This window comes from Robinsoniella peoriensis, from assembly GCF_000797495.1.
In the GTDB taxonomy this organism is placed as follows: Bacteria; Bacillota; Clostridia; order Lachnospirales; family Lachnospiraceae; genus Robinsoniella; species Robinsoniella peoriensis.
Map to the genome: position 1 here is coordinate 23010 of NZ_JTGN01000004.1, position 24044 is coordinate 47053.

A 24044-nucleotide genomic window follows, 5' to 3' on the forward strand; every position below is an offset into this window, starting at 1 on the left:
GCTATCTGCCTCCTGATCTAAGATTCTGCCTGGTCTGCGCATTTACTATCACCTCATCCAGAAGTGTCCCGCCAAGGTAAACCGGGATACTAATCGTCCCTGAATTTCCCGCACTTATTCCACCAATCATTTCTTTAATACTTCCTAATAACTGCCCCATGGAATCTTTGGAAATACTTTGCTGCAATGCCATTTTATCCACTCCATACAACTGTGGGCTGATTACCATATCAGAAGCCACGCCGCCCACTGCCTGTTCTACCATTCCCCTGCTTTTTTCAATGCCTTTTGCCAGACCCTGCATAAAATCCGGCATCCAGCTTTCATATTCTGACAGCGGTCCTTCATCCGGCACAGAGAAGTGGAGGAAGGACGCAATTCTGTCCGCCACACCTTTCACCGCATTCACCACATTTCCTATTGCGTTTCTGATCCCGTCTGCGATTCCGTTTACAATGTCAACACCCCAGTTCCACGCATCCGAAGCCAGCCCTTTGACAAATCCTGCCGCCTGCTCAAATCCTCCCTTGACCGCATTATAAACATTGCCCATGGCTCCGCTGATACCACTTACGATGCTGCCAAAGATGTTAGTTACCGAAGTCTTTATGGCATCCAACACTGTGGATACCGTGTTTTTGACCCCATTCCACACATTGGAAATGGTACTGCTGACCACATTCATTACAGTGGACACCACAGACTGGATACCGTTCCAAACCGTTGAAACAATGTTCCCAATTGTGTTAAGAACTGCGGTTATAACCTTCTGGATGGCAGTCCATGCGGTGGTAAGGAATGTCTGTACCGCTGTTACAACCGAAGTCACCACAGTATTGATTGCATTCCAGACCGTGGTGAAAATGTTTTGAATCACCGTCAGAACGGTCGTAATGATGGATTTATAAAGGTTAAAATACGTAGTCACAATGGTGGAAATCACAGTGAGTACCGTCTGAAACAAAGTTTTTATTCCCTCCCACAAAGTAGTGAAAAACAGGGAAATTCCATTCCATATGGTCTGTGCCACCGTAGAAATCCCTGTCCATAGAGATGTAAAAAATGTGGAAATTGCTGTCCATGCCGCGCTTGCTGTTGCTTTGATTCCCTCCCACAATCCTGCAAAGAACTCCTTAATGGAATTCCAAATAGCCTGACAGGCTGCCTTGATTTCATCCCAATGTTCAATCAAAAGTTTCCCAATTGCAATCACTGCCACAATCACTGCAATTATGGCAAGTATCGGCGCACCAACACTGGAGATGACAGGAATAATACCCGCAATAACCGGGCCAAGCGTAGATACCAATGTCATAATGACACTAATACCGGTTGCTACCTTTCCCACAATAATTAATACCGGACCAACTGCGGCAACAATCCCAGCAATCATAACAATCATCTTTTTTGTACCATCCGATAGACCGGAAAACCATGTGGTGAAAGCCTGTATCTTATCTGCCAATGCAACCAAAATCGGAGCCAGCACACTCATAATCGCTATACCAAATTCAATCGCTGTGTTTTTCAACTGATTAAATGCAATTTTAATCGTGTTGGAGTTTGTCTGCAGCTTATCAAAAGCAGTCTGTGTAGCCCCAGTGGAATTCTGCATCTGCTCCAATGTACCGTTAAATGTATCCGCACTGTCCCCCAGAAGAATCAATCCCGCCTTACCAGCTTCAGCGCTGCCCCATAAGTCCGTAAAGGCAAGCCCCTGGTCTTTTGCACTGTCAGATACAATCTGCAGTACATCAGAAAGGCTTGCCCCTCCCTGCATAAGTTCCGTAAAAGATTTTCCCGTTTTCTCTTTCAGGGTATCCGATACCTTGGTACCGGATTTTCCCAGTTCATTCAGCATAGAATTCATATAGGTGGTGGTTTCTGCGGTCGCAACACCATTCGCTGTCATAATCGCATAGCCAGCCGCCACCTGATCTAAAGCCACACCGTTTGCCTTGGCAGTCGGGATAATCTTACCCATGGAAGCAGACAGTTCCCCCACTGTTGTCTTACCAAGATTCTGAGTCTGAATCAAGATATCCGACACCTTCGTGACCTCCCCCGCTTCCAAGCCATAAGAGTTCATGATGGTAGTCAGCACATCCAGAGCACTCCCGGCATCTGCAAAGCCTGCTTTTGCCAGCATAGTGGAATTGGAAACAAAGTTCACCGCATCCCCTGTTTTCTGCCCTGCGGAAATAGCGTCATACACGTTATCTGCAATCTCCGTGGAAGAAATCCCAGTCTGGTTTGACAGGGCAAGGATAGATTTTTCCAACTCCGATAGCGGAACCTCCGTGGTATCCGCAATGGTACTGACCTTTGCCATAGCGTCCTCAAAATCCATTGCCATCTTAGCAGATGCCCCTCCTGCCGCTGTAATGGCGGCGGTTACTGAAAGCATCTTCTTTCCGGCAGACGTAGCGGCATCCCCGAACTTGCCAATCTTATCCGCAGCCTGAGAAAAGCCGGACAGGGATCTGTTGGTGTCCTCTGCCTGATGCTCCAAGTCTTCCAGATTCTGCTCCGTCTCGATGATTTCGCGCTGCAGGGCATCGTACTGGTCTGCTGTAACTTCTCCCCGCTCAAACTGCTGCTGAACCTGCTGCTGCGCAGACTTCAACGCCTCCAGCTTCTCTCTGGTTTCCCCGATGGCATCCGTTAACAGCCGCTGCTTCTGTGCCAGCAGTTCCGCATTGTGCGGGTCCAGCTTTAGCAGTTTTTCTACATCCTTCAACTGTGACTGGGTATTGCGTATTTCAGAATTGACACCTTTTAATGCATTGGATAACTTAGTGGTATCACCGCCGATTTCCACCGTGATACCCTGTATTCGGTTGGCCATGTGATACTTACCTCCTGTTTTTGGACAGAAAAAAAGAGCCTCTAAGGCTCAGTAAATGTATTAAAAAAGACACCCATCATTTCGATAGATGCCTATGTAATCTTTATTTAACTATGGTTGAAGGTACTATTTTTTCTTTATAATCAGGTCGTAACTTTCTGCAATCATCCGTTTTATCTCTTTATCAGGAATTGTTCCGTCCAGAATAACCGTATTCCAATGTTCTTTATTTTGATGGTATCCCGGCAGGACAGACAGATAGGCATTCCTCCAGAAATCCCTCCACTGTGGCTCTACCTTCACATTTACCCTCATCGTTCCGTCTTTCTCATAAGTCCATGCAAATGCCTTTTTATTCTTTTTGGAACGGAGAAGCACCCAGTTGTTATCATGGAATGGCGTATCCATATATACATCAGGCAAAGTCATGCCGTAATCCAAAACTTCCGTTCGCTCAGTCAAGTATGTTACCTCCCAGAAAGCAGAATCTATTTACTTTGTCTGCGGATACGAATAAGCTGTGCAACATCATCGTATACTCCTCCACAAGTCTCTAAATCAATCATCAGCCACCTTTGTCCGTTTCCTTCTTTTGTTTCCGCATATGCTTTCTGAATATCACAGGACAATTGCGGCAAAAGATATTCCACCTGTTCCTTTTCTTTCTTACTAACAACCACTAACACAGTAAAATAGTTTTCCTTCGGATAAACCGTGCATAATGATTTCCCTGCCTTTTTAAACTTTATGTTCCATCCTCGCAGCCAGACATCTTTGCTATATTCTATTTTGCAAAGAGCCTTATAATCATTCTTCAAATGTCGGCATAACTCGGCGAAAAACGGATTGTTTATGAAGGTGCTCAGTTCTTCCATATTTGGTTTGTAATTCATATCTTTTATATCAATCAACTATGCGACCTCCTAACTTTACTGTTTGCTTTCCATTATTTATTCCGACAACCTGGAATTTACTTTGAAACCAACCTTCGCACAGCAACCTCTGCACAGATCAGCTCAGCTATATGCTCCGCTGTTTCATTTGTCAGTAGGAATAACATTCCGTCATTCCGACATTTTTTATGTGTATCGCCATTGAGAGCATAAACAAAACCTTTAACACAGGTATCGCTACATGCAGTAGGGTCAATAAGTCTCTTGCAGTCACGAGAAGCAGTCATTTTCTTTTGCATATCAGCGGTCAAAGAAGCGATTGTATTCTCATATTTGCTGGCATTATCACCGTAAATCCGTGCCCAAACACCTGATTTGCGAAACACCCAATTCATTACTGTTTTTTTATCTAGTTGATATGAAGCAGCGTAACCACTTTTTGAATCCTTAATTACAAGTACACAGCCTTGTTCAACAAGTTTCTCATTAAGTTTCTCAACAAACGCTTGGTGTTCTGGTGCAACTGTTGATAAAAAATCTCTGAATGATGCCTTTTCTTTTGCCATAATCTTTTTCTCCTACAAATTCTGATTTTCCGCTGACTCTGCCAGCCGTTTCTGCTCTCAGTATAACAAGAAAAGGCTGGTTTATCAACGTAAATCAGAATCTGTCCATTTATCCGTACCTTTAGAAAATCCGAACCTTTTCCAAATAAATTCGATATCTCAGCGTTTTAAACAGATAAAAGTTCGGATTTTATTAAACTGCATCATCTGTCAAAATGTCTCTAGTGTTTATCCTAAAAGCGAAAAACCGTCATGTTATGCCAAAATAATATTAGCCTTATAATTTGCTGGCTAAAATAAAATCAAAACCTTTTGTGTTCAAAGTGACTTTATCATGGAAAAATTGAAAAAAGATACTGATTGTATAAAAGTGATAAATGAATAAATTGAAACATTACCATTTATCCATGTCCTCTTGCGTAGCCAATACAGCATACTTACAGTCATCATTCCGGCTCTCCGCATACATATCATTAATCAGGCCAATAGACAACAGTTCCAAGTCCTGCATGGAAAGCCCTAACTGCACACACCGCAGAAGAAACAGCGGTGTTGTCATTTCACGCTCTGTGGGGCGAAGTTTTTTTTAGCCTCAATGTCCGTCTGTACATTCAATCCCCAAAGTTCAATCAGCTTCGGAAGTACTTGATAGATTGAAAAGGTATTGAATTCATCCAGCCATTCCTCTGGCGTATCCGGGATAGTTCCATTCGCATGTTTCGCCATGACAAAGGCAATATTTTCAAACATTTCCAGTGAGAACAAATCCAGGCTGGACTCACCCTCTTCCGAATTTCCCACACTCTTTTCCAATAATCGCAAATCCTTATAAATATCCCTCTGGAATTTCAAGCGGTAAATCCTCGGAATCGCCGCTGATGCCTTAAACCGGACTTCCTTCCCATCTATCCCTACATTCCTTATAATACTCATTTTTCAGAGACCCCCTTTTCCATCTTTGAACCCATTTTTGCTTCCAAACCATTCAGAACCTGACTCGCCCGGGCAGGTTTCGCCTCTTCCGCAGTAGGCAGATATACCGCCTTATACCAATCATCATAAACCGCAGATGTTGTTGTATCCCCAGTCTTCGCTTTGACATAACCACTTGCCAGCGGACGGGCTTTCACCGTCAGGGTTTCCGTCTGCACTTCCCTTGACTCCTCATTGGTCTTGCTCTCAATTTTGGGCCTGGATGCCGAACAATTATACAGCACATGGCGGATTTTCTTCACATCCCCATCAAACTCAAAGAGCAGGGCAAAGCTGCCTGTCTCTGCATTGCAGTTCTCCACCAGTACCTTATTGGCATCCGTTTCTTCCTTTAAAATCTCTGTACGGAATGCCTCCGGTATCATCGCCAGCTCCAAATCTCCGTCATATCCCATATTATTATTTATGATGTAATACTCAATACCGTCCGCATAGAAAGATTCCGGCTCCCCATTTGGATCCATGCTAAGAGAAACCGCACCCGGCATTGCCACTGGTGTTCCAAAAGTATCCGAACCCTCTTCCCCTGCTGTCAGCGGGGCATAGTGAACATTACAGATATTAAACTTCACTTTATTTCCCATTTTCTAAACCTCCATTTCATAAAGCACCTCGTACAGACGCTCCGATTCCACCCATACTTCGCTTTTTCCATAAAAAATGTCATGTCGCTCCAACACCGCCTCCACCTGTTCTTCCAGTTCTGCGGATTTGAAATCCGTATAAATCTCCACATGCAGACGATTTATTTTAAAATAAGGCAGTCCATCCGCTGAGAAATTCCTGGCTCCCGGATATAGAAATACACAAAACGGCGGTTCTGGTGACTGGCCTTCTGCAAAGTGGTCATAAGCAAAAGGCAGATTTATTTCTTCTACCATTGCCATTACCTGTTGCTGGTTCATTCCGAAATCCCCCGTTCTATTTTGGAAACCAATTCCAACCCTCCACGCTGCTCCGCCGGAGCAATATGAGGAATGGCCTGTACCCTGCCTCCGCCCCGTTTCACATGCCCATGCTCCAGAAGATGGGCAATCTGATAACGGTTCCGGCTGTGAACCACCATAGTCAGTGTGTTTGCATTTTCTTGCTGCTTTGCGGCCGTCCAGCTTTTCTTGTATCTGCCGCTCTTTACCGGGGCATTGTCCCGAATATCTTTCTTAATGGACTTACTCACATCCGCCACGCATTCCTTCATGACTTCATTGGATAGATTCGCATAATCTGATATGGATTGTGCTATTGCTTCTGCCATCCCCTCCACACGGACACGTCTGTCTGACATCTTCTACCTCTTCACTTTCTCCGCCCGCAACTTCAACGTCTTATTCTGGTACTGCATGAAATCCACAAAGGTAATATTGTAGATTTCCTCTCGGAACACAATCCGGTACTGGGTGCTGTCCATTTGTTTCAATTCGCTGCAATACCGGACAATAAAATACAAGGAAGCCTCCTGATTCACCTGAGCCGCCTCCCAATATTCCTTTCATGACAGATTGTTCACATATGCCCAGCAGGAATAATATTCTGTCCATATATTTTTCTGATTGCCCACATTATCGGTTTCAATCCCGTTTTTCTGAATCAGAATACGCTCCCGCCACTGCCCTATCCTCATTAGAACACCTCATCCCTCTGACCAAAGAGCAGACATTTCAGAGTGATAGTCAGGTCTTTAAAGTCTGCCTGCTCCCGATTCTCATACAGATAGGAAACTCCATACAGCACCGCAGTTCTCACCGGTTCCGGGATTTCCTCCATCTCCTCAAAGGAACTGCGTAAAATATCACTGCACAGACTTTCCGATGTGGCAAGCAGGGTGAGAAGGAGAACATCCTCATCTGCAGTGTCTATCCGCACATATTGTTTTATTTCTTCTAACGTCACTACCATAAGTCTCCTCCCTCCTCATAAAAAATCCGCTGCCTATATCAGATTGAAGCCTGATTTATATGCTATTTATGAACCACTTCCTGCTTTTACTGCCAGCGTCTTGATAGCTTCTGATAAAATCAGCTTGCCATCAACTCTCTGGCTTGCCAGAAAGCCAACCTGCCCTGTTGCCGCAAAGAGTTCATTCAGACGCTTAAAAGAACGCCCCTGCCTGTCAGCAATCCAGTAATAGGAAAAATCCCCAAATGCCATGACCTTCTTCCCTGCCGCCAGTTCCGGCACATAAGAGGAGGTCTGGTACGGACGGTTTAAAATCATATCCGGCTGTCCAGCCTGTAAGGATGGCTGCCAGATATAATTCCCATTGCCATCTTTTAATTTGCGGATTGCCTTCACAGTCGTGTCATTCAATACCCATACCGCCTTTTTTCGATATGCAGATTTTACAGCATAATATAAATCCATCACATCATCAAAAGTAATAGCTGCCCCTGTTGTTGTCACACCATCTGCCGCACCGCCTGTGGCATTAAATATTCCTGTGGGCTTTCCTGTTCCGTCACCTACAAAGAACGATTCCTCTTCCTTTGCCCCGATTCTTCGTCCGAATTCTTTAGAAATATACGCTTCCAGATTAAATACACTGTCATTTAACAGTTCATCGGATACCTTAATCATGGTAGCTACTTTATAGGCTCCAATGGACACCTGACCAAAGATGTCATCCGATTCCGGGATTGAACCCTCCTCATCAATCCAGGAGGCTTCCCCTTTTGTAGCCACCACTGGGATTTTCCTGTCACCGCTGGAAGTCTGGATGACCGTTGCCAGGGCACGGAACACGTTTTCTTCCTCCAATGCCTCCACCAAGGTGCTTTCAAACTCATCCGGCACCAGATAGCCGCCCTCGGAATCCGTTCCGATTTGTAGGGCATTATTGATGTCAAAATAATTCTTCTTACGCATGGAATTCCAGAACTCCCTGCGATACTCATCGGCTGCCCTGCCCTTCTTCCCTTCACCAGACGGATTCCCATTGGGTTTATTCGTAATCGGCGTACTGGTTGGCTTCGATAATTCCAGATCAATAGCCGCCTGACGCTCCAGACGCTCTACCTCTTTTCCTAAATCCACCACATCTTTTTCCATTTTTTCATAAGTGGAAGTATCCTCACTGGACAATAGCCCGTCATTTCCTCTTTTTGTATCCAGAAAAGCTTTTGCCGCCTCCCATGCCTTTGCCCGTTTCTCCCTTAATTCCAATACTTTACTCATTCTGATTTTCCTCCACTTAATGTGATAAGAGGGCAAGCCTCTTTTCCAACTGTTCCACCGGGACTTTCTTTCCCTCCGGTTTCGGGATTAACTTTTCCATTAGGGAATTAGTAACCGCCATTCTGGAAAACATCATTCCTTCCATTTCCAGCCCGTCCTTTTTCTTCTGCCCTCCACCTCCGCATTTGTCCTCTAAGACTTCATCTGCAAAACCAAGCTCCACCGCTTTTCTGGCATTGAACCAGCTTTCTGCATCCATCAGATTGGATATCTTTGTGCGGTTCATTCCAGTTTTGATTTCATAGGCGTTCATAATGCTTTCTTTTACCTCATTTAGCATTTCACCAGCCTTCTTCATCTCCTTCGAATCCCCAATTGCTATGGTCATGGGATTGTGAATCATCATCATTGCCACTGGGGACATCTGAACTGTAGTTCCAGCCATAGCGATGACAGAAGCCGCCGAAGCTGCCAGAGCATCCACCTTGACCGTGACATTGCCTTTATAGTCCATCAGCATGTTATAAATCTGTGCCGCCGCAAACACATCCCCTCCCGGTGAATTAATCCAAACCGTAATATTCCCTTCCCCTGCTGCCAGTTCTGTCTTAAACATCTGCGGTGTCACTTCATCTCCATACCATGTTTCATCTGAAATTTCCCCATCCAGATATAAAGTTCTTATACCTTCATCCTCATTTTTAACCCAGTTCCAAAATTTCCGTTTCACCTTTACCCCTCACCTTCCTGCTGCAAGCAGAGATTCACAACAATCCTCTTTGTCTCTTGCACATAACCACCAGCCTACTTTATAGAATGACATTAAAAAAGGAACCTTCTCTGTGGCATTTCCAAACCACTAAGTAAGTTCCTTTTCTATGTTTTTTCCAGCAAATAAACCGGCGTCTTTTAATTTTGTCATATTTCCATTTATCAGGTATAAATCTCCGCCATCTTTTTCCGGTATCGGATTCAAATCTTCCAACTCACGAATATCATTGGCTGACATCCATCCGTTCTGTCTCGCTGTGGCATAGCCAGTCATCCGGCTCTGATAATCGCCACGGAGCAGACCGTCCACGTTCAACTTTATGAAATACTCTTTCTTCTCTTCTGGCAGAAGAAGCGCTTTCTGCAGAGACTGTTCCCAGAGGATTACCCATGGGTCCAGAGTGTACTTTACAAACTCCAGTGATTGCTGCTCAATATTAGAAAAGCTGGATTTCTCCAAATCCCCTACCATGTGCGGCGGTATCCGGTACAGCCTTGCAATCTCGTTAATCTGAAACTTTCTTGTTTCCAGAAACTGCGCCTCCTCCGGCGGAATACCAATCTGCTGATACTTCATACCTTCTTCCAATACTGCAATCTTGTGGGCATTATTAGAACCACGGTACACGCTATTCCAGCTTTCCCGTACCTTACCTGGGTCTTTCAACACCCCCGGATGCTCCAGTACACCGCCCGGATTTGCACCATTGGCAAAGAAACTGGCTCCGTATTCTTCACATGCCAGTGTCATGCCTACAGCATTCTTCGCCATAGCAATCGGAGAATATCCAACCAGTCCGTCAAAGCCAAGCCCCGGAATATGCAGTACATCCTGCTGCCGCAGAACTATCCTGCCCATTTCCCGAAAGTTTGGATTCTCCTCTGAATACCTGGAATAATAATATACAAGCTCCCCATTTTCCAGTCGGTCTACCTCCATCTTATCGGGGAGCAATGGATACAAACCAATCACCCGGCCTGCACCATCTCTGATAATCTGAGAATAGGCATTACCCCAGATCAAAAGGTGGCTCATCATAGTTTCCCGGAATACAAAGGAAGTCATATCCGGATTTGGCTCATCATTAAGAATTTTATAAAGAGGATGATCCACCACCCGTTCCTTCCCAGCAACTGTATAACGGTAAATATGCAGCGGAAGGGATGCCACCGCCTCCGCCAGAATCCGCACACAGGAATAAACTGCCGTAGTCTGCATAGCTGTCCGTTCATTCACCGGCTTTCCGCTAGTAGTCCGCCCAAATAAAAAGGAATAAGCCGAACCACTGAAACTGTCTTTTGGCTTATCCCTTGCACTCCGTATTCCTAAAATGGTTGATAATTTCATCAGTACCTCCTATAAGTGATAAAAGAAAAGCACCTCTGAATTAGATGCCTTTGAATGCACAATTGCTGACGATATTCATAATGAAACTTGTACGTACTGACAAGCTGTAATTTGTCTCCTTGGTTATTAATTCAGCACACTGGATTTTTAATGAATTAATTAGACTACTTTTACCGCATCCATACACAATGCATAAATCGTTGAACTGTCGGTTAGGTGTATCTGCAAACATTCGTTCGCTCTACTCCTTATCAATAATTAGCTAGAAAACAATATCAATTTAGCTTTCTTTTACATATACTTATAAATGCTTTATAAGCATCCCATATTGCTGTAGCAAGATTGTTAAATTCCATGTTAATGTGTGAACTCTCTTTAAAATCATAATCATCATTTTTCCATGTGTAAATTGCCTGTGTGCCAATATTCGTTGGAAAAGTATTCACCGCTTTATAGTTTAAGAATTCATTCACTGCAACAAACAAACGCTTTCTATACTCTTCAACCTCATAATCTACAAATTCGTAATCAGGGTCATTATTGTATTGCATAAGCTGATTTAACGGATAAAATACTCTATTATCAAAATCATTACCTAAATCGACTTCCGTTAAATAATACTTCAAATTTGGAGATTGAAATAGTTCTTTAATTTTTTGATATAATACTTTATCCTCCTCATTACCACCCGCACTATCTATATATTTGGGGAATTCACCATCTGCGACTCTTTGGTAGAACGAATTACGTCTTATTTTCAGTTCTTCTGGTGAAAACTTATTTCCTTTTGGATGCTTAGGGTTATATGCCCCAACCTTTGAATGACAATCAAAGCACAATGGAATACAATTTTCAAAAGTGTCTGGCCCTCCATTTGCATGGGGAATAATATGATGACATTCAACATTTACACCTTTTTCGCGCTCACATAGAACGCAATATCTTTTACAAGCTATTAACGCTTGCTCTCTAATTTCTTTAGGAAAACCCATTAAACAACACCCCTCTACTTTTTTCTAATTATATCAAAATGTTGTCCAGTTTTCCACTACAACTTAAAGTTTCATTACTCCAGTGTATCAAATATACATACCTTTTAAAACACCAAAATACCTCTACCATCATACACGCTTCCAGAATTGCTACCATTCCGGATTGCCCTGTCAAGTGCCATCACTGTTGCCACTGCCCCATCTATCTTCTCCGTAGATTTCTCCTTATCCGGCTTAATATTGCCTGCCGGATCGGTACGGACAAAGATATTATCCATCATCCACCGCAGTACCGGATGATCGCCATGCGCCAGTTTCTGTTCCAGCGTCAGCTTCATCAATTCCTTACTCGGCGGTGACATATCCTTGAAACCTTGGCCAAACGGAATCACTGTGAATCCAAGCCCTTCCAGATTCTGCACCATCTGCACTGCTCCCCAGCGGTCAAAGGCAATCTCTTTGATATGAAACTTCCTTCCCAAGTCATCAATGAACTTCTCTATAAATCCGTAATGGATCACATTCCCCTCCGTTGTCTTTAGGAATCCCTGCTGCTCCCACACATCATATGGCACATGGTCATGCCGGACACGGAGCCTCATGTTCTCCTCCGGAATCCAAAAATACGGCAGGACGATATACTTTTCTTCCTCATCCCTTGGAGGGAAAATCAGCACAAATGCCGTGATGTCCGTAGTGCTGGACAAATCCAGCCCGCCGTAGCATTCCCTGCCCAGCAGTTCCCGCTCATCCACCGCAAATGCACAGGTATCCCATTTTTCCATCTGCATCCACCGGGTGGACTGCTTTACCCACTGGTTCAGCCGGAGCTGCCGGAAGATGTTTTCTTCTGCCGGATTATCTTTGGCACTCAGGTAAGCGTTCCTCACCTTTTCAATGTCAATCGTATGCCCCAGTGATGGGTTTGACGCATACCAGACCTTCTCCGAAGTCCAGTCCGCCTCATCCCCGGCACCGTAAATCACTGGATAGAATGTCTTATCAATCTTCCTTCCAAATATGATATCCTCCGCCTTTTGGTGTTGTTCAAAGCACACAGAATGGCGGTCTGTCCCGGCTGTAGTAATCAGGAAAAATAGCGGCTGTGTCCTGGCGTCACCAGAGCCTTTGGTCATAACATCAAACAATTCCCGGTTTGGCTGGCTGTGCAGCTCATCAAAAATAACCGCATGGACATTCAGCCCATGCTTTGTATATGCCTCCGCCGACAGCACCTGATAAAAACTATTGGTAGGCTTATATACAAGCCGCTTTACGGACATAACCGGCTTAATCCTTTTCTTCAATGCCGGACACTGATCTACCATATCAACCGCCACATCAAATACAATAGATGCCTGCTGCCGGTCTGAGGCACAGCCATACACCTCCGCTCCCCACTCCCCATCACCACAAGTCATATAAAGGGCAATCCCTGCCGCCAGTTCACTATTATGGGTTGGTACTGCTGAAATTCCTGCCAAATACATGTGGGAAGGGCTGTCTACCTGAATGCATTGCATCGGGACATTTTCCACAATTTCTATTTTACTGATATAGTGAAAGTGAGAACGGCTTCTTCTGTTTCTTCTTACCCTGTTTCCATTTTTTCTTTTAAGTCCTGATACCGCCATATCTTCAAATGCCGTAAAACAAACCCTGTAGCATATTTCTCCCGTTTCCCTATCAAATCGTTTCGAGGGAAATGTGTTTACGGTATTCTTGATCCCAAGGGACCATAGCAGTTTTCTCACATCATCCGCTAGTCCCGGCAGAATCGTCACATAGATGGACTGCCCCTTTTCATTGCTCACACAGCCATCGGAATCCATAAGCCCCTGCAGCAATTCAAGTCTCTGTTGGTAGGAACCGCAGAGAAAAGGCTGGCCAATCCTCTTTTCACGGTAATTGGATACCAATACCTTTTTCAGCACTTTGTACGCCAGTCTATCAGAATAACCTTCCTGCTGGTAATGGTTATGCAATGGATAGGGAATACAGGAAGCCACCCTGTTCACGTCATCCCGCATTACAGTGATTTCCGGTTTTGTTGCACACCCATTGCCAATCCAATATCCATACAGATATGGGTGGAGTGCCAACTGCTTTTCGGGCAAAATAAAAGCACCCCCAATTGGGATGCGGAATAATGCCCTGTCAACCACATGACTTCCTTGTCTTTGATACATTTCTCCAGTAGTCAGGAGCTTTTCCTTTTTTCCGTTCCTTGTGACTTGGACTTTCCATAGATGTCTGTGTCCGGCTACAATGCTGCTTCCATCCCTAAATGAGATTTTATAAGCCCGCTCCGTGTCATCCACTTCACTCTTTGCCACAACATGGCAGGGAACTCCGTCTTCATCAAATACGATATCACCTACTTTTAATTCCCCCATAGTAGTATATCCATTGGGTGTAGGGATTGGCGTATCAAGTGCCAGCTGCTTCCCATTCTTCTTCGGTATCTCCACATAGGCCGTGTTGTACTGGCGGAACCCATTTTCTTTCACCGTCCCAAACACATCCCGGATAATCGTTTTCTGCCATGGGAGGAGTTCAAAAGTCTGTCCCCTCCATTGGCCTTTCGTGTGTTTCAGGCAATTGATAAATTGCAGCGTCCGCTGTGCCTTTGCTTCATCAAACACTAACCGATTCCTCCCTTGTGCAGCAGAATCTCCATGGTGTCACTTCCTTCGTCTTCCCCCTTATCCGTAACAATCCGGCATCTGGAAGAAGGTGTCAGCCCAAATTGTTCACAGAAACGGTTCATTATCTTTAAGTAGGTCTGCGCAATGGACACCTGGGGAATCTGCTGATAGTACCCGGATGGTGTCTGGATGACTGCTCCATTTTCAGATATATATTCCTCCGCCTCTTTCCAGCGGGCATAAGCCTGACAGTATCCCGCAAAAGCCGCCATATCAATCTCCGTAAGGATACCAAGGTGCTCTAACTGCCTCGCCATTCGCTTCCATTCCTTCTTCGCCTCTTCCTCCAGCCAAGAAGGGCATCTCGGAGCTTTCCTCTCCGGTTTCGGTTCACCCGTATTCAGGCTTCGTCTTCCCGGATTACCTTCCAGTGCCTTTACCACTGATGGTTTTGGTTTTCTTCCCCTCTGTGCCACCGCTTTCACCTCCTCCTGTCAAGATACTATATAGCGGGGAAAGGCTTCGTCAAGAAGCCGCCCCCACTATTCTTTATTTCCAGTCTCCCCCGGTTCTGCCTCACGGCTCTCCGGCAGAGCCATAGCCACCGCATAAGCCACTGGTGCAGTCACCGCATTGCCAGCCTGCTTATAAAGCTGAGTCTCGGAGGTAACAGAAGCCGCCCTGTCATAAATTTCATCCGAAAATCCTTGCAGCCGAAAACATTCTCTTGGTGTCAGCCTCCGTATCCTGCCGCATTTCATGACCGTCCCAATCTTACAAGCACAGTCAAGTGTATTGGACAACTCTTTGACCACCATTTCATGCTCTGTGCTGTTTTCTGGATACGCAAGCGGTGCCAGATTTTTCTCTGTCTCTTCTGCCAATCCCCTCTCCGAACTATTCCTCACACGAAGAACCGGCTGGCCGGACTCCTCCACTTCGTGACATAAAAAACACCCTGACGATCCTGCCCTGTCTAGGTGAACATCGGCTCCCCAGCCTCCTTCATCCTTCTCCCATTCTGCCTCTTCTTTAACCTCTCTGGTGTCAGTACAGGATGAGCTTCAAGGACTGCCGAGTTCATGGAAGTATGATTCACCATCCCAACCGTATAACTTGCCGTCAAACATCTTGCCGCCTCTGTAATTTTAGGTTTCATGTTGCTCTGGTCGATGAAATACAGACCTGTATGAGCACCCGGACCGCCTGCACTTCCCATCAGGGTTGTAGAAATCCCATCCGTATCATAAACACGATGTCCTTGTCTACCCCCTATAATCTGCTTAATAGCTGCTCGGTTTTCTCCTTCGACAGATAATATTTCTCGCCTGCCTCTGCTTCTAAGATTTGCGATAATGAATACCCGCTCCCTGTTTTGGGGGACTCCGAAATTTTTTGAGTTAAGCACCTGCCATCTACAGTCATACCCTGCTTCATCCATTTCAGAGAGAACGAAAGCAAAATCGAACCCTGCACTAATTGATAACAGGTTCTTAACGTTTTCAACAAGTAAGTATGTGGGCTTATCATTTTCCTCTTTGCCTTTGACAAGGTCAATAATGTTGTAATAGATTCCACTTCGTTTTCCAGACAATCCCCGCTGCTTTCCTGCGATGGATATATCCTGGCATGGGAATCCGAAACACCAGATATCTGCATAGGGAATATCTCCTGCCCTAAGTTTTGTAACATCATCCGCTTTCCACTCTCCTTCTGTATCATACATGGCCTCATAAGAAGCCCTGGCAAATTTATCATACTCACAATATCCAATGCATTTATGGCCTGCAGCTTCCAGTCCCAGCCGAAAGCCGCCAATTCCTGAGCAGATATCCAGAAATGTAAGCTGCCCCATATTAGTCACCTTCCCTTCCGTCTCCTGTTTCCTCGGCACCGCCTTTTTCAAATCTCAGGTCATAAAAATAAGCGGCTTGTGGGAACTGCCGCTCAAAATCATCCAAGTATTTATAACACGCGCTTTGTCTGCCATTCGCCTCCCCAAACTCCCGCAGGCTTTTCTTTTTAAACAGACTGGGCTGGTTCGCCCATCTTGCAATAGACACATACACCCCACGGAACGGACTCTCCACATACCGGCTGAACCGCATAACATATGGGAGACAGCGGTATTTCATCAGGATTTCAATGCGCCGGAGCAGGTCAAAGACATCCTCTGCCCAAAATCCCCTGTCCCACACATCCTGTCTGTCAAATCCACAAAAGCAGTAAAACCTTAGAAAAGCTTCCGTATACCTTCTTGCCAGTATAAGCTTCTGTTCAATCATCCCTGCATCCTCAATATTATCAAACGCAAACGAATAGGAATCATCATACCGGCCTGAAAACAATTCTTTGCATTTTCTATCATCCAGAAGACGTTCATCCAGCCCTTGCCGGAATTGAAATGGTTTCCCGGTATCCTTCAACGCATCCAGCATTTCCTGCCATGCCGGATGCCCAAAAAAGTTGTCATCCAACAGGCATATCTTTTTCCGCTCCGGTTCCAGAAACTCCACCAGAGGGCTGTGGATATTTACCCTGTCATAATTTTGGTTGACACAGAACTGGCATTTTCGGAAACATCCTCTTGTAAGGAAACCGATGGAATAGTCCAGATAAAACCGGTACTCACTTCTCTTTGCCCCAGCCACCAGCTTTTCTTCCACCCATCCGGCATAGAGATGGTAGTCCGGCATATGATGTTCCACCTCCTCCGGCAGCTTTGGGGCCTTGTCATAGTAGAATCCGGTCCCACCATATTCCAGATTCTCCATTTCCAGAATTCCTTCCGGGACTTGGGTATCCGTGAATACTTTAGATAGATATACACGTTCAAAACCACCCAGCCCCTCGTAATCTGTTTTCAGAACAGCCTCATCCCCAAGCCCTTTATAGTAGCCTGACAACTTCATGCAGACCAGATTTGGAAATCTGTGCTTCTTCCTGCCAATCAAATCAGCGTCTATTACTGCTATCCTCGCCATCCTGCATCTCCCCAGTCAATATGCTCCGTCTTGATACTCCAATAAAAAACACACAGTTTAACCACGTCTGCCTAACCTCTCTTTCAGTTCCCGGAAGAATTCCTTCCCCCTAATGCTTTTTCCATCCCGGAGCCTCTCCTCTTCAAAGTGAAATCTTATTTCAAGTTCATCGGCGGAATAATCAGCCCGGAAATTCCTCCATGTCTTTGACTCCCATTCCAGGAGCTGCTTCCACAACTGCGGGAATTCTCTGCGAAGCGTGCGCAATTCCTCCAATCCCTGCAATGGGCAGCACCAACAGGAAACCCGGCTGAACAGCCTATACAGACCGCTCCAGTCATAACCTCTTTCATAGCAGTATTCCAGACAGTTCTTCTCCGTCATTCCCCACTCCACCAAAGGATACCGGTATTCCCTCACTCTCTGCGGCTCATCCGCCGCAATCCCAATATACTGCACAATCTCATAATCCTTCCGAAGTCCTGACAGATACCGTTCAATTACCCGCACCTTCAATGTGGAGGTACACCAACGGTTTCTGGGTCCTGCCCAGCTAAACCCCGATTTACCTACAAGGTTCTGATTTTTTCTCTTTGGCTGGTGATGGAGAAAATAATATTCAAACCCCTTTTCCTCTTTCAGCCACACGATAGGAACTGGTATGGACTGTTCCAGTTTCCTGATATGCTCATACATCTGTGGAAATTCAAGTCCCGTATCACAGAATAAAATTAAATCCAGCGGCCACTTCTCCTCAATTAACCGAAGCACCATAGCGGTGGAATCTTTCCCGCCGGAAAGTGAGGCTACATACAGCTTATCCTTTCTGCCAGCCTCATTCACCCGTCCCTTTCTGCAAATTGAAAGCCGCAGCTTCCCCATAACCTTCCATCCCGTTTGCCTTGCAGTAGTTCCGCACAATGTCACGGGACAGCCCCACCGCAGAAGCAATGGCCTTATATCCAATTCCCTGCGTCCGCAGCCCTTTTATCCGAGCCGCCTGCACATCCGTCATCTTTCCACCTCCAACTAAAAAAGACCAAAAAGCTATCATAATTTGATAGTTTTTTAGTCCAAAAACACGAGATTTCTGACTTTTTTAAGCAAAGTTGATATCAAAAAAGCCATATAAATCCTATGTTTATGTATAATAGAAGTGCCTTTTTCCTATCCCCCCTGCCAATTTCTGCGAAAACTCACGTCATGGGGGGCATCGGTTTCCAGGGGGCAGGGTTATAGAGATTTATGCTCCCCCTCCCCGGCAGTTTTTCTCTGGATTTTTCCATAATACAGGAGATTCACACGATAATATTCATTCAATAATGGTACTCCTGATATCGGTCTTCGGTCATGGTCTTGCTGTCATGGCACGGTTTACAAAGGCTCTGCCAATTCCTTTCATCCCAGAACAACTCCTCATCTCCCCTGTGTGGTACAATGTGATCCACCACTGTTGCCTTAACATATTTTCCCTGTACTTTGCATCTCTCACACAAAGGATGTATTTTCAAGAATCGGCTCCTGGCTTTGCGCCATCGGCTGTCATATCCACGACCGGAGGATGTCATCCTGTCACCTTGATGCAGTTTCTCATGCTCTGTACAATAAAACCCTGCAGTCAATTCCGGGCATCCCGCATGCTTACAGGGCTTTAATGGTTTTCTTGGCATATTGTTACCATTCCTTTTTACTGTCATAATAACGGTCAGCAATATCCTCCTGCTTGTGTTCCGGCAGTTTCCTCAGCCTCTCTTTGGCTTTCCTTATGGATTCCTGCTGTTCTTCCCTTGTTTTATAAAATCCACAGGATGTCCCTGTGCAGACTCCACCGCTCAAAACGGTACACTTCCCATTTTCTTTCATACCAAAACAGTCCATTTGTTTTTTCCTTCTTTATCCCTTCTTATCAAAAGGGCAGCGGTGAAAGGATAAAGTCCGCTGCCCTGTGCGAAGGATATAAAAAAGCCCCATGGATTCCTCCACAGAGCTTCTGACACTTCTTCGCATTCTAAAGATAACACAGATTCCAATGAACTTGCAATAAACCTTGACTGCATTTTTACTAAACCAATACTAAACCAACTACATGAAAGGGGATTTCTCAGCTAAGAAGATACCTCTCTGCTGTCTGCTCTCTTATCTGATAAATCACAGTCAGCTCTGATATTGCCTTTTTCCTGTACTTAGCTATCATTGTTTCACTGACATCATATTTGCCTGACAATTCCCTCCAGGTCATCTGCTCTATTACCATATCCCAAATAACCTCCGGCAGCTTTCCGCTTAACTGTCCTATGGCATATTCAAAAAATTCCAAATCTCCATTTACAGACTCATATCGTTCTATCAAGTAATCAAACCATTCATCATCCAGCCTTTCCTTCACCTGTCGGTAAATAATAGCTGTCTTTCCCGTCTTGTCAGAAATTTCACTGGTCTGCACCCTGTCACCCTCCGGCCTGGAAAAGCACAGGCTTTCTATCACATCATCATATGGTACTCCCTGAAAACGGCTGAGTTCAAATTCCAAAAGGCCCATATCCCTTTTCCAGTTTGTGTATTCCTTAAACAACTTTTCCACATCCATCCCGGATACCTCCAATCCTCGCCTTTACTGCTTCCACCAGTGCCGACTGCCCGCATTCCTTTTTCTCCAATGCCTCCATCACCCGCTCATCCAATGTGCCTTTTGTAATCAAGTGATGAATCACCACTGTTTGCTTCTGCCCCTGTCTCCATAATCTGGCATTCATCTGCTGGTACAGTTCTAAAGACCAAGTTAGTCCGAACCACACCAGCGTTGAACCACCTGCTTGTAGATTCAAGCCATGCCCGGCGGATGCCGGATGGATGACCGCCACCGGGATTTCCCCTGCATTCCACTCTTTCATATCCTCTGCTGTGTCTAGCTCTAAGGCGCCAATCCTCTCCTTTATCCGCTCTAAGTCATGCTTATACCAGTAGGAAATTAACACAGGCTTTCCATTTGCCGCCTCTACCAAGTCCTCCAGCATTTCCAATTTCCGGTCATGAATACGCTTCACGGTTCCGTTCTCATCGTAGACCGCACCGTTTGCCATCTGCATCAGTTTATTGGAAAGCCCGGCGGCATTTACCGCATCAATGTCACCATCCTCATAAGGAATCAGCATATCCCGCTCTAACTGCCGGTACAGCTTCAATTCTTTATCGGTCATGAATACTTCCACCAGGTTATAAACACATCCCGGCATATCCAGATAATCCGCTGCCTTCATGCTGATGCAGATATCAGACAACAGATTATAAATTGCTTCTTCCGCCCCTTCCCTCGGCTTATAAGAATAAATTATCTCCCTGCTCCTTTTATCCGGCAAAAAGAAGCGCTCCTGGTATCCACCGATAAACCGTCCAAGCCTCTGTCCCATATCCAGAATCCCAATCTCCGCCCACAGGTCAATCAGTCCATTTGGTGCCGGGGTTCCGGTCAGCCCTACTATCCGCTTCACCATCGGTCTGACCTTTTTTAACCCCTTAAACCGTTTCGCCTTATGGGATTTAAAAGAGGACAGCTCATCAAGCACCACCATGTCAAAATCCCACTTACACTCCTCCACCAGCCATTCCACATTCTCCCGGTTGATGACATAAACATTTGCCCTCCGGGCCAAAGCCTTTATCCTGTCTTCCACTGAACCAAGAACCCCCGACATCTCAATCCCGGCAAGATGATCCCACTTTCCTAGCTCTCCAGGCCAGGTATCCCTGGCCACACGCAAAGGCGCAATCACAAGTACTTTTTTCACCTCAAAGTAATCCAGCAACAGCTCCCATATAGCGGACAGGGTAATCACAGTCTTTCCAAGCCCACAGTCCAAAAACAAGGCACTCGCATTCTGGCTAATGATAAATTCCTTTGCATATTCCTGGTACTCATGTGGTTCGTAGTTCATCCAGTACACCTCCAATCTGCTCCACACCGTCTATTACATAAACCATAAATCCCAGTCCTTCCAACTGCCGTTTTCGCTTTTCCTGCAAAACCCGCAGCTTCCTATTCGGTGCCTTTAATTCCACAAATGCACACTTCCCATCCGGCATCAAAACAATTCTATCCGGTACTCCATCAAGTCCGGGAGATACGAACTTTACCGCCATACCTCCCATTTTCTTCACACTTCTTACTAATGCCCGCTCAATGCCGCTTTCTTCTCCCATTACAACTCCTTCCAGCCATTGCCCATAAGCCGTCCTCGCGCGTGTATGATGTAATAACGTGTTCTCAGGTACTGATACCCCTTTCTATACTTATTTATAAAATATAAAGAAGTATCAGCAACATAAGCAACAAACTCACTCAACCGCCCATATTTACTGTAATCCTTCCGGTTGCCCGTCAGCCATATTTCCGGCATCTGTTTTGGCAACAGCAACTTTTCCCGGTTGTTGCCCTGCTCCCAGCCTTTGCTGTTCTTTGCCGTCTAAACTTAACCACGGCAATACCCACGCACCACCCCATAAATCGAAAAACGCACCTTATTGTCCATTTTTTTCCATCCTTCTATATTTGCCAAAATCGCACTGATCTCATTGGCATCCTGCCGTTTCAAATTCCCACGCTCCTTGCCAAAGCACTCACACCAGATTTCCATGTTGCAGACACGATCCCGCCTTCGTACTCCCGGTTCCTTCGTGCCGCCGAACTCAGAACCACAGATATAGTTCCGGCGGTCATAAAGTTCCATCCTGTCCCAATTTTCCGGCAGGAGCATATCCAGATAATCCCGCACCATACCTTCCCGCTCATCCACTTCCATAGCAATCTGCTGTTCCCGGAGCGCCATGCCCGCAAGCTCATTATCCAGATGAAGGGGTTCCCCAGCTTTATAATAAACTAAGGCCTCCGCCCAAATCTGCCGGATTTCCTCCCCTGTCATTTCCCAAGATGCCCGTTTCCCGTCCCCCGGTGTTTTCACCGGCCAAAATCTCCGGTTTCCTGCTGTATCCCGCAAATAGCCATTTTCCGCATTGGTAGTTCCAATGAAAATACACTGTCTCGGATGAGGAATGGCCCTGCGCCCAAAAGATGCCCGGTAAATATCATTCTGCCTGGAAAGGAATCCCCGCAGCGTCTCAATCTCTGTTTTTTTCAATCCCGCCAGTTCCCCGATTTCCAGAATCCAGTACCCCTGCAGCTTCTCTGCAGCCGTCTTGTCCCTGGTATCATTCAGGAGAAGGGAGTCGTTAAACCATTCCCCGCACAATTTAGAAATCAGCGTGGACTTTCCTTTTCCCTGCGGGCCATTCAGCACCAACATGGTATCAAACTTGCAGCCTGGATTCATTACCCTTGCTATGGCTCCACACAAGGTCTTCCTCGTAACAGCCCGCACATAGGCATTATCAGAAGCACCCAGAAACTCCATTAGGACGGTATCCACCCTCGGCACCTTATCCCATTCCGGTAAGGATGACAAGAACTCTCTTATGGGATGATAGGAACGGTCATCCGCCACCTTCGTCACCGCAATGTCATAATTCCTTGCGTAAAAGGCCCCATAGGCCAGGTCAATATAGGAGATAAGCTGTGCATCATCCGCATCCCTCCAGAAACGGCTGGGATGCTCCCATGGCACTTCCTCTTTAATCTCCATCCCGTCACTAAGCTGGTTAAACACAATCCCTTTCAGCTTCTCATCGTTATTCAGAATCAGCAGGAGGTTTTTCAGGGTATTCTTTAGCACTGTGGAACGTGGCTCATACTCCAGCTGTTTCAGCCAGTCCACGTTTCTATCTGAAAATTCCTTCTCCGCTTTTTCCTTCCGTTCCCCGGCTATCGTCAGCTTCACCTTTTCATCTTTCACCGCAAACTCGCTCATGGCTTTAAAAGACGGCAGTTTTGCAGCCTCCACATCCTCCGGTGACTTCACATCCAAATCCCCGAACTTGTGAATCCTCACCATATCAAAAGCATTTATCAGTTTTCCACAGGCCGGGTCTGTGGCATGGTGGGAATAAGCAAATTTCCCCTCATAAATTACTACACCTGCCTGGGAATCTGCGGGGATATAATCAAATCTTCCCAGCATGGCACTTGACTGGTACACATCAGATAGAAACGTGCTGACTGCCTCCTCAATTCCATATGTCCGGCAAAATGCTCCAATCACGCCTTCCTTCCCAAGCGGATCCGCCTGTTTCCTGATTTCCCGCTGTACCACCGCCTGCTGTCTGCTGCTTACCGGCCACTGGGATGAATCCCGCCAATCCTGATACTTTCCCAGCACCATATCCGGGTTCAAAATCTCCCCTTCAATATCACGGAACACAAACTCCCCATCTGCAGAAGTGGAAGGCCAATACATTAAACGGGACGGCTCATAGGTGGTATCGTCAAACAGTTCCATGCCGATTTCCTCCGCCACCTTCCTTGCCACCGCCGCATACTCATCTGGTGTCACCGTCCTGCACAGCGGAATGATGAGCCGGAGCCTTGGCTTCTCCGGCGTATGCTTATGGGTCGAATAAATAAGGCAGCGGAAATCAAAGAACATCTCCATCTGCTCCGGAATATCCTCTGTGGCATAATCCATATCCAGCGTCAGCCCGGACCGGAACACCACGCAGTCCTTCTTCCTCCTGCCACCTTTTAATTTTCCAAGTACAAAGCCTCCCACATCCTTGATGTCATCCTGCTTTGCCTTTGACAGCTTCCGGTACTGCTCCACGGTCTCAGATGTGCGTACCGTATTGGAGATACGCCCAATAAATTCTTCCATCTCCATGTCCACGCCGTTCCAGCGTTTCTCCATCCTGGAATTCCCTATTGAAACAAACAACTTCATCACCCT

At 45.8% G+C, this 24044-nt stretch carries 26 protein-coding genes and 2 pseudogenes; all 28 read right to left on the reverse strand.

What is annotated here, in order from left to right; all coding sequences use genetic code 11:
• Window position 1: 1 nt before the first annotated feature.
• The 28 genes and pseudogenes from QR40_RS08925 to QR40_RS09050 all read right to left on the reverse strand — a co-directional run bounded on the left by QR40_RS08925 (window position 2) and on the right by QR40_RS09050 (window position 24038).
• Window positions 2–2848: a phage tail tape measure protein gene (locus QR40_RS08925; RefSeq protein ID WP_044294483.1), complete on the reverse strand. Its 2847-nt coding sequence runs from the start codon at window positions 2846–2848 to the stop codon at window positions 2–4.
• A 126-nt stretch (window positions 2849–2974) separates the two neighbouring features.
• Window positions 2975–3310 carry an MmcQ/YjbR family DNA-binding protein gene (locus QR40_RS08930; RefSeq protein WP_044294485.1) on the reverse strand — a complete coding sequence of 112 codons (336 nt, stop codon included), beginning with the start codon at window positions 3308–3310 and terminating at the stop codon, window positions 2975–2977.
• A gap of 26 nt (window positions 3311–3336) precedes the next feature.
• Window positions 3337–3759, reverse strand: coding sequence for a DUF3788 domain-containing protein (locus QR40_RS08935; protein ID WP_044294487.1), 423 nt, complete (start codon window positions 3757–3759; stop codon window positions 3337–3339).
• Between the two features lie 59 nt (window positions 3760–3818).
• Window positions 3819–4307 carry a hypothetical protein gene (locus QR40_RS08940; RefSeq protein ID WP_044294489.1) on the reverse strand — a complete coding sequence of 163 codons (489 nt, stop codon included), beginning with the start codon at window positions 4305–4307 and terminating at the stop codon, window positions 3819–3821.
• Window positions 4308–4701: 394 nt separating this feature from the next.
• A complete protein-coding gene (locus QR40_RS32045) occupies window positions 4702–4866 on the reverse strand; it encodes a hypothetical protein (RefSeq protein ID WP_200889740.1) in 165 nt (54 codons plus the stop codon).
• Window positions 4863–5240, reverse strand: a complete 378-nt coding sequence (locus QR40_RS08945; protein ID WP_044294490.1) for a hypothetical protein — start codon at window positions 5238–5240, stop codon at window positions 4863–4865. Before QR40_RS08945 ends, QR40_RS32045 begins: the two co-directional genes overlap by 4 nt.
• Window positions 5237–5884, reverse strand: a complete 648-nt coding sequence (locus QR40_RS08950) for a major tail protein (RefSeq protein WP_044294492.1) — start codon at window positions 5882–5884, stop codon at window positions 5237–5239. Before QR40_RS08950 ends, QR40_RS08945 begins: the two co-directional genes overlap by 4 nt.
• 3 nt (window positions 5885–5887) lie before the next feature.
• Complete coding sequence (locus QR40_RS08955; RefSeq protein WP_044294494.1) at window positions 5888–6205, reverse strand: phage protein; 318 nt, start codon at window positions 6203–6205, stop codon at window positions 5888–5890.
• Window positions 6202–6585 (reverse strand): HK97 gp10 family phage protein, encoded by a 384-nt coding sequence (locus tag QR40_RS08960; protein WP_044294495.1) that lies wholly within the window; start codon window positions 6583–6585, stop codon window positions 6202–6204. The genes QR40_RS08955 and QR40_RS08960 overlap by 4 nt, the downstream gene beginning before the upstream one ends.
• 3 nt (window positions 6586–6588) lie before the next feature.
• Window positions 6589–6921 (reverse strand): annotated as a pseudogene (locus QR40_RS33945) (phage head closure protein).
• Window positions 6921–7196, reverse strand: coding sequence for a head-tail connector protein (locus tag QR40_RS08970; RefSeq protein ID WP_044294497.1), 276 nt, complete (start codon window positions 7194–7196; stop codon window positions 6921–6923). The pseudogene QR40_RS33945 and the gene QR40_RS08970 overlap by 1 nt, the downstream one beginning before the upstream one ends.
• Window positions 7197–7262: 66 nt before the next feature.
• The gene (locus tag QR40_RS08975) at window positions 7263–8471 is read right to left on the reverse strand and encodes a phage major capsid protein (protein WP_044294498.1); all 1209 of its coding nucleotides are present in this window, start codon (window positions 8469–8471) and stop codon (window positions 7263–7265) included.
• Window positions 8472–8487: 16 nt separating this feature from the next.
• Window positions 8488–9201 (reverse strand): head maturation protease, ClpP-related, encoded by a 714-nt coding sequence (locus tag QR40_RS08980; protein WP_044294499.1) that lies wholly within the window; start codon window positions 9199–9201, stop codon window positions 8488–8490.
• Between the two features lie 129 nt (window positions 9202–9330).
• Window positions 9331–10590 (reverse strand): phage portal protein, encoded by a 1260-nt coding sequence (locus QR40_RS08985; RefSeq protein ID WP_044294501.1) that lies wholly within the window; start codon window positions 10588–10590, stop codon window positions 9331–9333.
• A gap of 275 nt (window positions 10591–10865) precedes the next feature.
• Entirely contained in the window at window positions 10866–11582 is a 717-nt protein-coding gene (locus QR40_RS29705) for an HNH endonuclease (RefSeq protein WP_052430766.1), read from the reverse strand.
• A 104-nt stretch (window positions 11583–11686) separates the two neighbouring features.
• Window positions 11687–14227, reverse strand: coding sequence for a terminase TerL endonuclease subunit (locus QR40_RS08995; protein ID WP_044294504.1), 2541 nt, complete (start codon window positions 14225–14227; stop codon window positions 11687–11689).
• Complete coding sequence (locus tag QR40_RS09000; RefSeq protein WP_044294506.1) at window positions 14227–14706, reverse strand: phage terminase small subunit P27 family; 480 nt, start codon at window positions 14704–14706, stop codon at window positions 14227–14229. The genes QR40_RS08995 and QR40_RS09000 overlap by 1 nt, the downstream gene beginning before the upstream one ends.
• Before the next feature lie 66 nt (window positions 14707–14772).
• Window positions 14773–16085: pseudogene (locus QR40_RS09005) on the reverse strand (DNA cytosine methyltransferase).
• A 1-nt stretch (window position 16086) separates the two neighbouring features.
• Entirely contained in the window at window positions 16087–17214 is a 1128-nt protein-coding gene (locus tag QR40_RS09010) for a radical SAM protein (RefSeq protein ID WP_044294508.1), read from the reverse strand.
• A 57-nt stretch (window positions 17215–17271) separates the two neighbouring features.
• Entirely contained in the window at window positions 17272–18096 is an 825-nt protein-coding gene (locus QR40_RS09015) for a phosphoadenosine phosphosulfate reductase domain-containing protein (protein WP_044294512.1), read from the reverse strand.
• Window positions 18050–18229, reverse strand: coding sequence for a hypothetical protein (locus QR40_RS09020; protein WP_200889741.1), 180 nt, complete (start codon window positions 18227–18229; stop codon window positions 18050–18052). Before QR40_RS09020 ends, QR40_RS09015 begins: the two co-directional genes overlap by 47 nt.
• Before the next feature lie 301 nt (window positions 18230–18530).
• Entirely contained in the window at window positions 18531–18884 is a 354-nt protein-coding gene (locus QR40_RS09025; RefSeq protein WP_044294937.1) for an HNH endonuclease, read from the reverse strand.
• 4 nt (window positions 18885–18888) lie between these two features.
• Window positions 18889–19092 carry a hypothetical protein gene (locus QR40_RS09030; RefSeq protein ID WP_052430767.1) on the reverse strand — a complete coding sequence of 68 codons (204 nt, stop codon included), beginning with the start codon at window positions 19090–19092 and terminating at the stop codon, window positions 18889–18891.
• 223 nt (window positions 19093–19315) lie between these two features.
• Entirely contained in the window at window positions 19316–19801 is a 486-nt protein-coding gene (locus QR40_RS09035) for a hypothetical protein (protein WP_044294513.1), read from the reverse strand.
• Window positions 19779–21146, reverse strand: a complete 1368-nt coding sequence (locus QR40_RS09040) for a DEAD/DEAH box helicase (RefSeq protein WP_044294514.1) — start codon at window positions 21144–21146, stop codon at window positions 19779–19781. The genes QR40_RS09035 and QR40_RS09040 overlap by 23 nt, the downstream gene beginning before the upstream one ends.
• Window positions 21127–21426 carry a VRR-NUC domain-containing protein gene (locus tag QR40_RS09045; protein ID WP_465231363.1) on the reverse strand — a complete coding sequence of 100 codons (300 nt, stop codon included), beginning with the start codon at window positions 21424–21426 and terminating at the stop codon, window positions 21127–21129. The genes QR40_RS09040 and QR40_RS09045 overlap by 20 nt, the downstream gene beginning before the upstream one ends.
• Before the next feature lie 138 nt (window positions 21427–21564).
• Window positions 21565–21693: a hypothetical protein gene (locus QR40_RS32510; RefSeq protein WP_276325429.1), complete on the reverse strand. Its 129-nt coding sequence runs from the start codon at window positions 21691–21693 to the stop codon at window positions 21565–21567.
• Complete coding sequence (locus tag QR40_RS09050) at window positions 21681–24038, reverse strand: virulence-associated E family protein (protein WP_044294518.1); 2358 nt, start codon at window positions 24036–24038, stop codon at window positions 21681–21683. Before QR40_RS09050 ends, QR40_RS32510 begins: the two co-directional genes overlap by 13 nt.
• Window positions 24039–24044: the final 6 nt, after the last annotated feature.

Bases quoted from the DNA above. Each gene is read 5' to 3' on its own strand.
- QR40_RS08925 (WP_044294483.1), bottom strand. From the start codon at position 2,848: ATGGCCAACCGAATACAGGGTATCACGGTGGAAATCGGCGGTGATACC.
- QR40_RS08940 (WP_044294489.1), bottom strand. From the start codon at position 4,307: ATGGCAAAAGAAAAGGCATCATTCAGAGATTTTTTATCAACAGTTGCA.
- QR40_RS32045 (WP_200889740.1), bottom strand. From the start codon at position 4,866: ATGACAACACCGCTGTTTCTTCTGCGGTGTGTGCAGTTAGGGCTTTCC.
- QR40_RS08945 (WP_044294490.1), bottom strand. From the start codon at position 5,240: ATGAGTATTATAAGGAATGTAGGGATAGATGGGAAGGAAGTCCGGTTT.
- QR40_RS08950 (WP_044294492.1), bottom strand. From the start codon at position 5,884: ATGGGAAATAAAGTGAAGTTTAATATCTGTAATGTTCACTATGCCCCG.
- QR40_RS08955 (WP_044294494.1), bottom strand. From the start codon at position 6,205: ATGAACCAGCAACAGGTAATGGCAATGGTAGAAGAAATAAATCTGCCT.
- QR40_RS08960 (WP_044294495.1), bottom strand. From the start codon at position 6,585: ATGTCAGACAGACGTGTCCGTGTGGAGGGGATGGCAGAAGCAATAGCA.
- QR40_RS08970 (WP_044294497.1), bottom strand. From the start codon at position 7,196: ATGGTAGTGACGTTAGAAGAAATAAAACAATATGTGCGGATAGACACT.
- QR40_RS08975 (WP_044294498.1), bottom strand. From the start codon at position 8,471: ATGAGTAAAGTATTGGAATTAAGGGAGAAACGGGCAAAGGCATGGGAG.
- QR40_RS08985 (WP_044294501.1), bottom strand. From the start codon at position 10,590: ATGAAATTATCAACCATTTTAGGAATACGGAGTGCAAGGGATAAGCCA.
- QR40_RS29705 (WP_052430766.1), bottom strand. From the start codon at position 11,582: ATGGGTTTTCCTAAAGAAATTAGAGAGCAAGCGTTAATAGCTTGTAAA.
- QR40_RS09010 (WP_044294508.1), bottom strand. From the start codon at position 17,214: ATGGCGAGGATAGCAGTAATAGACGCTGATTTGATTGGCAGGAAGAAG.
- QR40_RS09015 (WP_044294512.1), bottom strand. From the start codon at position 18,096: ATGGGGAAGCTGCGGCTTTCAATTTGCAGAAAGGGACGGGTGAATGAG.
- QR40_RS09020 (WP_200889741.1), bottom strand. From the start codon at position 18,229: ATGACGGATGTGCAGGCGGCTCGGATAAAAGGGCTGCGGACGCAGGGA.
- QR40_RS09025 (WP_044294937.1), bottom strand. From the start codon at position 18,884: ATGCCAAGAAAACCATTAAAGCCCTGTAAGCATGCGGGATGCCCGGAA.
- QR40_RS09030 (WP_052430767.1), bottom strand. From the start codon at position 19,092: ATGGACTGTTTTGGTATGAAAGAAAATGGGAAGTGTACCGTTTTGAGC.
- QR40_RS09035 (WP_044294513.1), bottom strand. From the start codon at position 19,801: ATGGATGTGGAAAAGTTGTTTAAGGAATACACAAACTGGAAAAGGGAT.
- QR40_RS09040 (WP_044294514.1), bottom strand. From the start codon at position 21,146: ATGAACTACGAACCACATGAGTACCAGGAATATGCAAAGGAATTTATC.
- QR40_RS09050 (WP_044294518.1), bottom strand. From the start codon at position 24,038: ATGAAGTTGTTTGTTTCAATAGGGAATTCCAGGATGGAGAAACGCTGG.